Source organism: Micromonospora sp. DT228 (assembly GCF_049841595.1).
Classification (GTDB): domain Bacteria; phylum Actinomycetota; class Actinomycetes; order Mycobacteriales; family Micromonosporaceae; genus Micromonospora.
Genome location: NZ_JBNCKO010000003.1, coordinates 52,182 through 66,077 on the forward strand (window position 1 = coordinate 52,182; position 13,896 = coordinate 66,077).

A 13,896-nucleotide genomic window follows, 5' to 3' on the forward strand; every position below is an offset into this window, starting at 1 on the left:
GAATCACGGCGGGGCGAATCCGGGCCGGTCCCCCGTTCACCCCGGACGCCCGGCCCGTAGGGGTCATCGCACGGAGATATGGATGATCCGGCATGTCCAACCGCACGGTCGCTGACCTACCCTCAGCTAGATCGGCGATAGTCGATTGATGTTGGGACCGGTGGTCATGTTCCGCCACCGGTCAGAGGGAGGTTGGAGATGGGTCTTCCACGAAGGTCCGTACTGGTCGGGGTGGCTGCGGCGACGGTGCTTGCCGTCGGCACGCCAGCCCTGGCCGCCGAACCTGTCGGTGTGGTCAGGGCCGCCGGCGGAGCCACCGCCGTACCGGACAGCTACATCGTCGTTCTCAAGGACAGCGCCGTGGCCCGCGACCGGGTCGGCGACACCGCGAAGCGGCTCTCCGGCCGCCACGGCGGCACGGTGGCCCGCACCTACGGCGCGGCGCTGCGCGGTTTCGAGGTCACGGTGAGCGCGAGCGCGGCGGCGCGGATCGCGGCCGACCCGGCGGTGGCGTACGTCGAGCAGAACCACACCGTGTCCATCTCCGGCACGCAGGCCAACCCGCCCTCCTGGGGCCTGGACCGGATCGACCAGCGCAACCTGCCGCTGGACAGCTCCTACACCTACCCCAACACGGCAAGCAACGTGCACGCCTACATCATCGACACCGGCATCCGGTTCTCCCACAACGACTTCGGCGGCCGGGCCACCTCCGGCTACGACGCGGTCGACGGCGGGTCGGCCGACGACTGCAACGGGCACGGCACGCACGTCGCCGGCACCGTCGGCGGGTCCAGCTACGGGGTGGCCAAGGCCGTCCAGATCGTCGGCGTACGGGTGCTGAACTGCTCCGGCAGCGGCACCAACGCCGGCGTGATCGCCGGCGTCGACTGGGTCACCGCGAACGCGATCAAGCCGGCGGTGGCGAACATGAGCCTCGGTGGCGGCGCGAACAGCTCACTCGACAACGCGGTGCGTAACTCGATCGCCTCGGGGGTGACGTACGGCCTGGCGGCCGGCAACGACAACGGCGCGAACGCGTGCAACACCTCGCCGGCACGTACCACGGAGGCCATCACGGTGGGCTCGACGACCAGCTCGGACGCCCGGTCGTCGTTCTCCAACGTCGGCACCTGCCTGGACCTCTTCGCGCCGGGCTCGTCGATCACCTCGGCCTGGTACAACAGCAACACCGCGACCAACACGATCAGCGGCACCTCGATGGCCACTCCGCACGTGGTCGGAGCGGCGGCCCTGGTGGCCAGCGCCAACCCGAGCTGGACGCCAGCGCAGGTCCGCAACCAACTGGTGGCCAACGCGACGGCCAACGTGGTCGGCAACCCCGGCTCGGGCTCACCGAACCTGCTGCTCTACGTGGGCACCGGCAGCACCCCGCCGCCGCCCACCGGCTGCACCGGCACCAACGGCTCCGACGTGTCGATCCCGGACGCCGGCTCGGCGGTGACCAGCTCCATCACCATCTCCGGCTGTGGACGCAACGCCTCGTCGGCCTCCACCGTCGCGGTGAACATCGTCCACACCTACCGGGGTGACCTGGTCATCGACCTGCTCGCCCCGGACGGCAGCGCGTACCGGCTGAAGAACAGCAGCACCTCGGACAGCGCCGACAACGTGAACGCCACCTACACGGTGAACGTCTCCGGTGAGGCCGCCGACGGCATCTGGCGGCTCCAGGTGCGGGACACCTACGCGGCCGACACCGGCTACATCAACACCTGGACCCTGACCGTCTGATCGTTCCCACCCGACCGAGGCCCCATCCGGTGGACCGGATGGGGCCTCGTGCCGTACGGATCGGATCAGACCGAGAAGGTCGTCAGCCGCTCGCTGGCCGGCGCCGGCGGCCGGGCCTTCCACAGACCGATCTTCTGGGCGGCGAGCCGGCTCAGGTAGGCCGGGTTGAGGATGACGTAGCGGCGCCAGAGCCGCTTCGGCTCCAGACCGAGACGCCAGAACCACTCCAGACCGGCGCGCTGCATCCAGGGCGGGGGCTGGCGGAGCAGCCCGGCGTGGTAGTCGAAGGCCGCGCCGACAGCCATCAACGGCATGTCCAGCAGCGGTCGCATGGCGTACGCGAAGACCTCCTGGCGCGGGCAGCCCAGCCCGACCAGGACCAGCCGGGCGCCGCTGGATCGGATGCGGTCGGCGATCTCGACGTCCTCACCCGGCTGGGCGGCCCGAAACTTGGACGGCTCCACCCCGGCGATCTTCAGGGCCGGGAACATCCGCTCCAGCGCCGGGATCAACCGGCCGAGGGTTTCCTCGGTCGAGCCGTAGAGGTAGACCGGCAGCCCCTCGTCGGCGAACCGCGACAGCACGTGCAGGGTCAACGTCGGCCCGTAGACCCGGTCGGAGAGCCCGGCGTGGTGCAGCAGGTTGAGCGCCCACCGCACCGGCTGCCCGTCCGGCGTGACCACGTCGAAGGAGTTGAGCCGCGCGTTGTGCGCCGGATCGAGCACCCCGGTCATCACGCCGTGCACGGCCAACGCGGTGAGCGCGAGCGGACGCCGCTCGTGCGCTGCGGTCACCACCGCATCGGTCGCCGTCGCGTAGTCGGTGGCGTCGACCAGGACGCCGAGTACGTTGCGCTTGGTCCGCGCGGTCATGCCTTGAATACCCACTTACCCACGTTGGCCTCGTAGATCTCCCGCAGGATCATCGGCACGTCGTAAGTGATCTTCCAGTCCGGGTACTGCTCCTCGAACCGGGCCATGCTGCTGACATACCACTGGTGGTCGCCTGTGCGGTTCTGCTCGACGTAGTTGATCCGCGCCTCGCGGCCGGTGATCTCCTCCGCGATCCGGAACGCCTCGATGTGGGAGGTGTTGGAGTGCCGGCCGCCACCGAGGTTGTAGACCTCGGCGGATCGCGGGGCCCGGAAGAACGCCTCGAACGCGGTGAGCACGTCGTGGGAGTGGATCGCGTCCCGGACCATCTTGCCCTTGTAGCCGAACAGGTTGTATGTCCGGCCCTCCATGACGCAGCGCATCAGGTACGCCAGGAACCCGTGCAACTCGGCGGCCGAGTGCGCCGGACCGGTGAGCGTGCCGCCCCGGAAGCAGGCGGTCTTCATGTCGAAGTAGCGCCCGTACTCCTGGACCATCACGTCCGCCGCGACCTTCGAGGCGCCGAAGACCGAGTGCAGCGAGTGGTCGATCGACATCTCTTCGGTGATGCCCTGGTACCAGCGGTGGTCCTCGGGCAGCTCGTACCGCGTCTCCAGCTCGATCAGGGGCAGGCTGTTGGGCCGGTCGCCGTAGACCTTGTTCGTCGAGCAGTGGATGAACGGCGCGTCGATCGCGTGGCGGCGGGTGTTCTCCAGGATGTTGAGCGTGCCGCCGGCGTTGACGTCGAAGTCCGTGTACGGCTCCTTGGCCGCCCAGTCGTGGCTCGGCTGAGCGGCGCTGTGGATCACCACGGCGATGTCCGAGCCGTACTTCTTGAAAACCTGCTCCAGGCCGTCCCGGTCCCGGATGTCCACCGCGAAATGGGTGTACGAGTTGCCCAGGTCACGAGCGAGCCGCTCCAGACTCCAGGATGTGGAGCCGTCCTCGCCGAAGAAATACCGGCGCATGTCGTTGTCGATGCCGACGACGTCCAGACCGAGGCCGGCGAAGTGCCGGACCGCCTCGGAGCCGATCAGGCCACCCGACCCTGTCACCAACGCGACACTCACACGCCACTCCTGGTCCATCGGAGACAGAATCCATCGCAGCATAGCTTGGCGCCCGGCCCGCCCCGATATGACGGAAGGGCCCCGCGGTAAGCGGAGCCCTCGTCGGTGGTGGGGATGGGGGGAGTTGAACCCCCACGCCCTTTCGGGCACACGGACCTGAACCGTGCGCGTCTGCCATTCCGCCACATCCCCGTGGCACGACCCGGAACACTGTAGCCGCCCCGGCCCCGCTGTCTCCAGCGGCCTCGGGAATACTACGCTGTCCCAGACGCTCGCCAGGAACGATTACCGTTCGTGGCGGACGAAAGATTAGCACGGCAGTCCCGGCCCTTCCGAACGGGTCGGGAGCAGGTGGCCGAGCGGCGTGTGAGCTGCGCGCGCGCCGGCCGGATACCATCATGTCCTCGGGACCCGAGGAGGAGCCGGTGAGCGTGCTGCAACGCTTCGAGAAGCGTCTGGAAGGCCTGGTCGAAGGGGCCTTCGCCAAGGTCTTCAAAGGGGTGGTCCACCCCGTGGAGATCCTCAACGCCATGCAGCGGGAGGCCGAGGCGCACAAGGCGATCCTGGCCGGTGGGCGCACGTTGGTGCCCAACCGCTACGTGATCGATCTCTCGCCGTTCGACCACAGTCGGCTGGCGCCGTACGCCGCTGCGCTGGCCCAGGAGTTGGCCCAGTCGCAGGCGGAGTTCATCGGCGAGCAGGCCTGGACGGTCTATGGCGACGTGATCGTCGAGATCGAGCGAGGCGAGGGCCTGGACACGGGCATGTTCCGTGTCACGGCCGAGGTCTACACCGGCGGCGAGGTCGCCCCGGTGTCGGCACCCGGCTACGACGCCGGCCCGCCCGCCTACCCCGCGTACGACCAGGGTGGTGGCTACGGCCCTCCGCCCGGGCACGGTGGCGGTCGCAACGTGCGGCTGGTCTCCGGCGACGGTCGCACCTACCCCCTTCAGATGGGGTCGACGGTGATCGGTCGCGGCGATCAGGCCAACCTGCGTCTGCCCGACGTCGGCATCTCCCGGCGACACGCCCGGTTGGATTTCGACGGGGGTCAGGTCGTGCTGACCGATCTGGGGTCGACCAACGGCACCATGGTCAACGGGCAGCGGGTCTCCGCTGTCGCGCTCAACCCTGGTGACATGGTCCAGCTCGGGACGACGACGCTGACCTTCCGCGTGGACGGCTGACCCGCCTTGCCGGAACTGGTCATCACCGTTGCCCGGTTCGGATTCCTGATCCTGCTGTGGATCTTCGTGTTCACAGTGGTGGGCGTGATTCGCCGGGATCTCTTCGCGGGCGCCCGCTCCGGTCGTCTGGTGGCCGCGCCACGCGCGGTCGGCGCCTCGACGGGGCAGGCGGCGAAGCCGGCGAAGGTGAAGCGGGGCAGGGCGGCGCACCAGCTGGTAGTGACAGCCGGTCAGCTGGCCGGCACCAAAATCACTCTGGGTGACGCGCAGATCACCATTGGTCGGGCCGAGGACTCCACCCTGGTCATCACCGACGACTACGCCTCCGCGCGACACGCCCGGCTCTTGGCGCGTGACGGGCAGTGGTACGTCGAGGACCTCGGCTCGACTAACGGCACGTACCTTGATCGCGCTAAGGTCACCGGACCAACCCCCGTCCCCCTCGGCGTGCCGATCCGGATCGGCCGCACTTCCCTCGAATTACGGCCATGACTCTGACCCTGCGCTATGCGGCCCACAGCGACCGCGGTCTGATCCGAGACGGTAATCAAGACTCCGTCTACGCCGGGCCGCGGCTACTCGCCGTTGCCGACGGCATGGGCGGCATGGCCGCCGGTGACGTCGCCAGCAACATCGTCATCGGTGCCATGGCGCCGCTCGACGAGGACGTCCCAGGGGACGCTCTCGTCGACGCGTTGCGTTCGGCCGTGGGCACCGCCAACCAACAACTCCGCGACACGGTGGACGCCAACCCGCAGTTGGAGGGGATGGGCACCACGCTGACGGCGACCCTCTTCACCGGCAGCAAGCTGGGGATGGTCCACATCGGCGACTCGCGGGCCTACCTGCTCCGCAACGGCGACTTCGCGCAGATCACCAAGGACGACACGTACGTCCAGATGCTCGTCGACGAGGGTCGGATCAGCGCCGAGGAGGCGAGCAGCCACCCGCAGCGGTCGCTGCTCACCCGGGCCCTCGACGGCCGGGACATCGACCCGGAATACTCGGTGCGCCAGGTGCTGCCCGGCGACCGGTACCTGATCTGCAGCGACGGCCTGTCGGGTGTGGTCAGCGCCGAGACCATCGGTGAGACCCTGCGGGAATACACCGACCCGCAGCAGTGCGTCGAGCGGCTGGTGCAGCTCGCGCTGCGCGGCGGCGGACCGGACAACATCACCGTGATCATCGCCGATGCCACGGACCAGGACATCGTCGAGGCGAGCCCGATCGTCGGCGGTGCCGCCGCCCGCGACCGGGGGATGGCGACCTCCGCGGACAACTCGACTCCGGCCGCCCGAGCCTCGGCGCTCGCCGCGCCGCGGCCGGCCGTGCCCGAGGAGCCAGCGGCCTCGGACGACGAACCGGACCGGCCGAAGCGCCGCCCGGTGCGGACCGTCGCCATGGCGGCGGCCCTACTGGTGATCGTCGGTGGCGGCGCCTTCGGGGGCTGGACGTACACGCAGCGGCAGTACTACGTGGGAGCCACCGAGGAGGGCCAGGTCGCCGTCTTCCGTGGCGTCCAGGGTGAGATCGCCGGGATGGACCTCTCCACCGTGCACCGCCGCAGCGGCACCCGGCTCGACGACCTCACGGTCGCGGCGCAGGACACCGTCCGGGTCGGCATCCGGGCCAAGAGCGAGCCGGACGCCGAACGCCAGCTCGCCGAGCTGACAAGCGACACCCCGAGCAACCCCAACCTGAAGCCGCTCTGCCCGCTCGATCCGACCACACCGACGAGCGGCACGCCGACACCCGCCGATCCCTCGCCGAGCCCGAACGGCAGCCCGAGCATCATCGCGTCGCCGACCTCCAACGGGGTTGTCGGCGCGAGCCCGACCGTCGGTAACACCGCCGCTGTCGGTGCGACCGGTTCGTCCACCACGCCCGACAACACGCCCTCCGACTCGGCCACGCCGGCGCTCGACCCGGCCGCCTGCCGATCTCCTGAGTGAGCGTCGGCTGAGATCCCGAGGATTCCACCTGTGACCGTAGCGGCCACACCGGCACCCTCGCCCGCCACCGCGGGCGAGCAGTCCGGCGTACGCCTGGCGCGGTCGCGCCGCAACGCCGAGCTGTCCCTTCTGCTGCTCGCCATGGCGTTGGTGGCCGCGTACGGGGCGACCGTCGAGGCGAACCTGCTCGACACCGTCACCCCGGACTTCTGGATGCCCGCCGCCGCGCTCGGCGCGGTCTTCCTCGGTCTGCACCTGATCATCCGATTCCTCGCCCCGTTCGCCGATCCGGCGCTGTTGCCGGCGGTGGCCCTGCTCAACGGGCTCGGGGTGGGCTTCCTCCGCCGGATCGACCTGGGCGACGCCCCGGTGGCCGAGCGGGAGAGCCTGGCCATCTTCGCCGGGCAGGGCGGGCGCCAGTTGGCCTGGACGCTCGGTGCGGTGATCCTCGCCGCCAGCCTGCTCGCCATCATGCGCGACCACCGGTCGATCTCGCGATACGCGTACACCCTGGGGTTGGCCGGCATCGTGCTGGTGATGCTCCCGGCGGTGCTGCCGGCGAGCATCTCCGAGAGAAACGGCGCGAAGCTGTGGATCGATCTCGGCAGCTTCTCCATCCAGCCGGGTGAGTTCGCCAAGCTGGCGCTGCTGGTCTTCTTCGCCTACTACCTGGTCCGTAAGCGCGAGGTGCTCTCGCTGGCGAGCCGACGTTTCCTCGGCATCGACTTCCCGCGCGGGCGCGACCTCGGCCCGGTGGTCGGCGTCTGGCTGGTCAGCCTCCTGGTGCTCGTGTTCGAGAAGGACCTGGGCACGTCGCTGCTGTACTTCGGCATGTTCGTGGTGACGCTCTACATCGCCACCGAACGGGTCAGCTGGCTGCTGATCGGTCTCGTCCTCTTCTTCGGCGGGGCGTACCTCGCCTACGTCCTCGGCTCGACGGTCGGCGGCCCGTTCGCCAACTTCTACGTCCGGGCGGAGATCTGGCTCGACCCGTTCGCCGACCCGACCGACAAGGGCTACCAGCTCGTCCAGGGCCTGCTCGCCCTGGGCACGGGCGGGCTCTTCGGCGCCGGGCCGGGTGGCGGTCAGCCGGACATCCTGCCCGAGGTGCAGAACGACTTCATCTTCGCCGGCATGGGCGAGGAGCTCGGCCTCTTCGGTCTCTCCGCCCTGCTTGTCGTCTACCTGTTGATCGTGGAGCGTGGGCTGCGGGCCGCGCTCGCGGTCCGGGACTCGTTCGGCAAGCTCCTCGCCGGCGGTCTGGCGTTCACTCTCGGCCTCCAGGTCTTCGTGATCGTCGGCGGGATCAGCAAGCTCATTCCGTTGACCGGTCAGACCACCCCGTTCCTGTCCGCCGGTGGCTCGTCGTTGATGGCCAACTGGTTGCTCATCGCGGTGCTGTTGCGGGTCTCCGACGGCGCCCGCCGGCCGGTCGGCGGGAGCGCCAGCAAGGCCGCCCGACCCACCGGTGGTGCCCCGGAGCAGCTGCACGGTGCTCCCACGGAGGTGATCAAGCCGTGAACGCACCACTGCGCCGCGTCGGCGTCGTCGTCATGGTCCTGTTCGGCCTGCTCTTCGCCAACCTCAACTGGGTGCAGTTCCAGAAGGCCGACGAGTACCGCACCAGCGACTACAACGGCCGCGTCCAGGTGGCCGACTACAAGCGCAAGCGCGGCAACATCGAGGCTGGCGGCACGGCCCTGGCCACCAGCAAGGAGACCACCGGCAAGCTCAAGTTCCAGCGCACCTACCCGGGCGGCGCGGAGTACGCCCACGTGCTCGGCTACAAGCCGGTCAGCCTGGCCGACAAGGGCATCGAGCAGGTGGAGAACGACTTCCTGGCCGGCACCAGCGACCAGCTGATCGGCGACCGGATCAAGGACATGTTCACCGGCGACGAGAGCGGTGGCGGCAACGTGCTGCTCAGCCTCTCGAAGAAGGCCCAGGACACGGCGTACAACCAGCTACGCAACAACCAGGTGGGGGCGAAGCGGGGCGCGGCCATCGCGATCGACCCGCGTACCGGGGCGGTGCAGGCGCTTGTCTCCATGCCCAGCTTCGACCCGAACCCGCTGGCCAGCCATGACGACAAGGTGGCGGTCGCGGGGTTCAAGAAGCTGGATCAGGACCCGGCGGGCCCTCTGAAGAACCGGGCGCTGGCCGAGACGCTGCCGCCGGGCTCCACGTTCAAGATCGTGGTCGCCGCGGCGGCGCTGGAGAACGGCGTCAGCAAGAGCACCCAGATCCCGGCCAGCCCCAGCTACACGCCGCCCACCTCCGGCACCCCGATCCGCAACGCCGATCCGTCGATCTGCCCGCAGGCGAAGGTCACCCTGCTGGACGCGGTCACCGAGTCGTGCAACACCGGCTTCGCGCAGCTCGGCGTGCGGCTCGGCGCCGACACTCTCAAGGAGAAGGCCCGGCAGTTCGGTTTCGAGCAGGAGGACCTCACCGTCGGTCACCTTGGCGAGGACGGTCTGCCCACGGCGGCAAGCCGGACCGGGGACATCCAGAACCCGGACGGCAGCACCGACCAGGCCGCACTGGCCCAGTCCTCGATCGGTCAGAACAACGTCCGGATGACCCCGCTCGAAGGCGCCATGATCGCCAGCGCGATCGCCAACAACGGCAGCCAGATGCGTCCCTACCTGGTGCAGCAGCTGCTCGCCCCGGACCGGACCACCAGCTACGACACCGCGAAGCCGCGGGAGCTGCGTCAGCCCGTCGAGCCGCAGGTCGCCGCCGACCTGCGCGAGATGATGGTCAGCGTCGTCCAGAACGGCACCGGCCGGAAGGCCGCGATCAGCGGTTACACGGTCGGCGGCAAGACCGGCACCGCGCAGTCCGCGCCGGACCGGCCCGACCACGGCTGGTTCATCGGCTTCGTCATGGACAAGAACGGCACCCCGATCTCCGCGGTCTGCGTGATGCTCGAACAGGCCGGTCCCGGCGGCAGCGGCGAGGCGGCCCGGATCGCCGGCCAGATCATGCGGGCCGCGATCGCCGAACCCGGGGGGCGCTGACATGCTCAGCCCCGGCGTCCAGCTCGGCAACCGCTACCGTCTCGACGAGCGGATCGCCAGCGGCGGCATGGGCGACGTCTGGCGCGGCACCGACCAGGTGCTCGGTCGGACGGTCGCGGTCAAGAGCCTGCTCCCCGCCCTGCTCGACGACCCGGACTTCGGCGAGCGGTTCCGTGGCGAGGCCCGCACCATGGCCACGATCAACCACCCGGGCGTGGTGGACGTCTACGACTTCGGCAACGATCAGCAGATCGCGTTCCTGGTCATGGAATACATCGAGGGCGACGCTCTGTCGTCCACGCTGAGCCGGGTCGGCCGACTCACCCCGGCCCGGACGATGGCCCTCGTCGCGCAGGCCGCGGACGCGTTGCACGCGGCGCACGAGAAGGGCATCGTGCACCGCGACGTGAAGCCGGGCAACCTGCTGGTCCGGCCCAATGGCACGCTCGTGCTCACCGACTTCGGCATCGCCCGCTCCGACCTGGTCGGCCAGCTCACCGCCGCTGGTTCGGTGCTCGGCACCGCCTCGTACATCTCACCCGAGCAGGCCACCGGCGGCGTGGCCACCCCTGCGTCGGATGTGTACGCGCTCGGCGTGGTCGCCTACCAGTGTCTTGCCGGGCGGCGTCCGTTCGAGGGCGACAACCCGCTCGACATCGCGATGCGGCACGTGCGGGAGACGCCCCGGCCGCTGCCCGCCGACATCCCCCCGCAGGTCCGCTCGGTGGTGGAACGGGCGTTGGCCAAGGACCCGGCCGCCCGCTGGCCGAGCGCCGCCGCTCTCGCCGGGGTCGCCCGCCAACTCAAGGCCGCGCTCTCCCAGCAGGCCAGGGCCGGTGGTAACCCCGGGCCGGTCTCCGCGGCGCCGGCCTCACCGGCCGCGCCCGGTCGGGCCCAGGTGCCGCAGGCGCATCAGATGCGCCCGCCGGCTGCCCGTCCGCCGGCGGCCCGTCCCCCGGCCGCCGGGCCGCGGCCGACAACCGTCGCGCCGGCGCAGCAGCCGCGCCCCACCGCCGTCGCGCCGTCCGTCCCGTCCGCCCGGCCGCCGGCCGCACCGAACGGGTACCCGCGCGGTGCCGCGGCGGTGCCGTCGGCACCGCCCCGACAGCAGCAACCGGCGGCGTACGCCCGGCAGGCCGTTCCGTCGGCGCCGTCCCCCGAGCCCCGGCGGTCCCGGCCTGGCCTGGTGCTCCTCGCCATCTTGCTGGCCGTGCTGGTCCTGCTCTGTTCCGGCGTGATTTCCTACAACCTGAAGCAGTCGCAGGCCGGTGAACCCGTCGGGACGAGTGCGGGCACCACGCCGGCCGGCGCGCTGCGACTCGACGGACGCGACGATCCGACCCAGACGTCGTACCGTCGGGAGATACGACTCCAGCCGGGCGACGGCGGGACGACGACGAGCGAAGGACGACAGACGCGATGACAGCGCAGGCCCGCCTGCTCGGTGGCAGGTACCAGGTCGGCGAGCTGCTCGGCTACGGCGGCATGGCCGAGGTGCACCGCGGTCGCGATCTCCGGCTCGGTCGGGATGTCGCGATCAAGATGCTTCGGACCGACCTGGCCCGGGACGCGACGTTCCAGATGCGGTTCCGCCGGGAGGCACAGAACGCCGCCTCGCTCAACCACCCGGCCATCGTGGCGGTCTACGACACCGGCGAGGAGACCGCGCCGACCGGCGAGACACTGCCGTTCATCGTGATGGAGTTCGTCAACGGTCGGACGTTGAAGGAGGTCCTCGGCGCCGAGGGTCGGCTGCAGCCGCGCCGGGCGTTGGAGATCTGCGCCGACATGTGCGCCGCGCTGGAGTTCAGCCACCGGCACGGCATCATCCACCGGGACATCAAGCCCGGCAACGTGATGCTCACCCAGACCGGCCAGGTCAAGGTGATGGACTTCGGTATCGCCCGCGCGTTGGCCAGCGGCGCGACCACCATGACGCAGACCAGCGCGGTGATCGGCACGGCGCAGTACCTGTCCCCGGAGCAGGCGCGCGGCGAGGCCGTCGACGCCCGCTCCGATGTGTACGCCGCCGGCTGCGTGCTCTTCGAGCTGGTCTGCGGGCACCCGCCGTTCGTCGGCGACAGCCCGGTGAGCGTCGCCTACCAGCACGTACGGGAGACGCCGCCGACGCCGAGCGACATCAACCCGGACGTCACCCCGGCGGTCGACGCGATCGTGTTGAAGGCGCTGTCGAAGAACCCGCTCAACCGCTACCAGAGCGCCGGCGAGATGCGTGCCGACCTGCTCCGCGCCGCCGCCGGCCGGCCCGTGTTGGCCACCCCGGTGCTGCGCGAGGCGGAGACGGTGGCGATGGCCCCGGCCGGCGGCCGGGGCGGTTACCCGGCTCCCGCCGCTGGGTCGCAGACCGGGCAGATGGCCCGGGTGGGCGATCCGCGCCAACGCAAGGCGTCCTCCTGGCTGATCGCGACGTTCAGCGCGGTCGGCGTGCTGGCGGTTGTCGCCCTCGTCGCTGCCCTGCTCTGGAACCAGCAGCAGGAGAAGGCCAACAAGGCGGTGCCGAACCTCGTCGGCAAGAGCCAGGCGGTCGCGTTCACCGAGATCCAGGCCGTCAACCTTCAGCCGAAGCTGGGTGAACCGGTCCTGGACAACAACTGCACGAAGAACACGGTCGCCAAGCAGAATCCGCCGCCGAACACCAAGCTGAAGCAGTCCGCGACGGTGACCATCCAGCTCTGCGACGGCAAGCCCGACGTGAAGATCCCCCCGAATCTGGTCAACTCCCAGTACGAGCTCGTCAAGTCCCAGCTCGAGGGCCAGGGGCTGAAAGTCCAGGACAAGCAGGTGGACAACCCGGCGACGAAGGGCACCGTGCTCAAGTTGAACCCCCCGTCGGGGACCACCGTCCCGCAGGACAGCACGGTGATCGTCGACGTCTCCAAGGGCAACGTCGGCAAGGTGCCGAATGTCATCAATTCCACGAAGGACGAGGCCGCCCAGGAGCTTCGCGAGGCGGGTTACAACGTCGAGTTCCGCGATGGTGACGAGGTGTCGGCGGACCAGGTCGGTCGGGTCCAGAAGCAGAGTCCGAACGCGGGCACCTCACTGGCCAAGGACAAGACCGTGACCCTCGAGATCGGTGTCCCGGAGAAGGTCGTCACCCCGCCGCCGTCCGGCACGCCGACCAGCACGCCGTCGGTCACGCCGACCACGCCCGGCGGCGGCGGCGGCGTCGGCCTGCCGTTCCCGCCCCCGCCGAGCCGCCTCCCCGAGGACTAGGGCCTTGCCGGGCCGCCGCCTGGACTCCACCTCGGCTCGACCGGGGGCTTTGACACAGGCCCTAGGCGTGTCCGAAGTCCCGGGCCGGCCGGTGGCCGGCCCGGGTGACGCCGACGTGTCCGGCGTCGCTTCGGTGGTGAGTCGACGTCCTCGACGCCGCAGACGCGTGGCCCTCCTGGGGGTCGCCGCGCTGCTGCTCGCCAGTCTCCCGTGGCTGTGGACGACGCTCGCCGCCCGCGACCACGTGTACGCCGAGGCCGACGCGCCAGCCGCCGACGTGGTGATCGTCCTCGGTACCGCCGTGGCGCCCGATCGGCGACGGCCCGGTGAACGGCTCGCCGGCCGCCTGGAGACCGCCGCCGAGTTGGTGACCAGCGGGCGGGCCAGGGTCGTGCTCGTGTCGGGCGACGGGGGTGGCACGTCGGGAGACGAGCCCGCGGTGATGACGGCGTATCTCACCGAACTCGGTGTCGACGCGCGTCGCGTGGTGGCCGACCCGTTCGGCCTGGACACGTACGACAGTTGCGCCCGGGCGCGTGAGGTGTACGGCGTCGAGCGGGCCCTGATCGTGACCCAGTCCTTCCACCTGTCCCGGGCGGTGACGCTGTGCCGGCATCTCGGCCTCGACGTCGACGGGGTCACCGCACGGTGCGACGAGTGCGGCCCGTTGCTGCTCGCCGAGAAGTCGGTCCGGGACTACTTCGCCAGCGGCAAGGCGGCGTGGGACGCGGTCCTTGGTCGCCCGCCAGCGGTCCGCTCGCCTGCGGATCCGGCGGTGCGGAACGCGCTGAACGGCTGAT

General features: G+C 70.3%; 11 protein-coding genes and 1 tRNA gene. 9 read left to right on the forward strand and 3 right to left on the reverse strand.

Annotated features, from left to right (window positions below; translation table 11 throughout):
• Nucleotides 1–198: 198 nt before the first annotated feature.
• A complete protein-coding gene (locus tag ACLQ29_RS06890) occupies nucleotides 199–1,755 on the forward strand; it encodes a S8 family peptidase (protein WP_425770825.1) in 1,557 nt (518 codons plus the stop codon).
• 65 nt (nucleotides 1,756–1,820) lie between these two features.
• On the opposite strand, the gene ACLQ29_RS06895 is transcribed toward ACLQ29_RS06890, so the two are convergent.
• The 3 genes from ACLQ29_RS06895 to ACLQ29_RS06905 form a co-directional block, all read right to left on the reverse strand.
• Nucleotides 1,821–2,627: a WecB/TagA/CpsF family glycosyltransferase gene (locus ACLQ29_RS06895; RefSeq protein WP_425770826.1), complete on the reverse strand. Its 807-nt coding sequence runs from the start codon at nucleotides 2,625–2,627 to the stop codon at nucleotides 1,821–1,823.
• Entirely contained in the window at nucleotides 2,624–3,739 is a 1,116-nt protein-coding gene (locus ACLQ29_RS06900; protein ID WP_425770827.1) for an NAD-dependent epimerase/dehydratase family protein, read from the reverse strand. Before ACLQ29_RS06900 ends, ACLQ29_RS06895 begins: the two co-directional genes overlap by 4 nt.
• A gap of 64 nt (nucleotides 3,740–3,803) precedes the next feature.
• Nucleotides 3,804–3,889: transfer RNA gene (locus ACLQ29_RS06905), tRNA-Leu, on the reverse strand.
• A 206-nt stretch (nucleotides 3,890–4,095) separates the two neighbouring features.
• On the opposite strand from ACLQ29_RS06905, the gene ACLQ29_RS06910 reads away from it, so the two are divergent.
• The 8 genes from ACLQ29_RS06910 to ACLQ29_RS06945 all read left to right on the forward strand — a co-directional run bounded on the left by ACLQ29_RS06910 (nucleotide 4,096) and on the right by ACLQ29_RS06945 (nucleotide 13,895).
• Nucleotides 4,096–4,884 (forward strand): FhaA domain-containing protein, encoded by a 789-nt coding sequence (locus ACLQ29_RS06910; protein WP_007454122.1) that lies wholly within the window; start codon nucleotides 4,096–4,098, stop codon nucleotides 4,882–4,884.
• Nucleotides 4,885–4,890: 6 nt separating this feature from the next.
• On the forward strand, nucleotides 4,891–5,376 hold the full coding sequence (locus ACLQ29_RS06915) for an FHA domain-containing protein FhaB/FipA (protein ID WP_425770828.1): 486 nt from the start codon (nucleotides 4,891–4,893) through the stop codon (nucleotides 5,374–5,376).
• Entirely contained in the window at nucleotides 5,373–6,836 is a 1,464-nt protein-coding gene (locus ACLQ29_RS06920) for a protein phosphatase 2C domain-containing protein (RefSeq protein WP_425770829.1), read from the forward strand. The genes ACLQ29_RS06915 and ACLQ29_RS06920 overlap by 4 nt, the downstream gene beginning before the upstream one ends.
• A 30-nt stretch (nucleotides 6,837–6,866) precedes the next feature.
• Entirely contained in the window at nucleotides 6,867–8,357 is a 1,491-nt protein-coding gene (locus tag ACLQ29_RS06925) for an FtsW/RodA/SpoVE family cell cycle protein (RefSeq protein ID WP_425770830.1), read from the forward strand.
• Nucleotides 8,354–9,859 (forward strand): peptidoglycan D,D-transpeptidase FtsI family protein, encoded by a 1,506-nt coding sequence (locus ACLQ29_RS06930; RefSeq protein WP_425770831.1) that lies wholly within the window; start codon nucleotides 8,354–8,356, stop codon nucleotides 9,857–9,859. Before ACLQ29_RS06925 ends, ACLQ29_RS06930 begins: the two co-directional genes overlap by 4 nt.
• Nucleotide 9,860: 1 nt before the next feature.
• Nucleotides 9,861–11,282, forward strand: coding sequence for a serine/threonine-protein kinase (locus ACLQ29_RS06935; protein ID WP_393365181.1), 1,422 nt, complete (start codon nucleotides 9,861–9,863; stop codon nucleotides 11,280–11,282).
• Nucleotides 11,279–13,096: a Stk1 family PASTA domain-containing Ser/Thr kinase gene (pknB, locus tag ACLQ29_RS06940; protein WP_425770832.1), complete on the forward strand. Its 1,818-nt coding sequence runs from the start codon at nucleotides 11,279–11,281 to the stop codon at nucleotides 13,094–13,096. The genes ACLQ29_RS06935 and pknB overlap by 4 nt, the downstream gene beginning before the upstream one ends.
• A 67-nt stretch (nucleotides 13,097–13,163) precedes the next feature.
• Nucleotides 13,164–13,895, forward strand: a complete 732-nt coding sequence (locus tag ACLQ29_RS06945) for a SanA/YdcF family protein (protein ID WP_425770833.1) — start codon at nucleotides 13,164–13,166, stop codon at nucleotides 13,893–13,895.
• Nucleotide 13,896 lies beyond the last annotated feature (1 nt).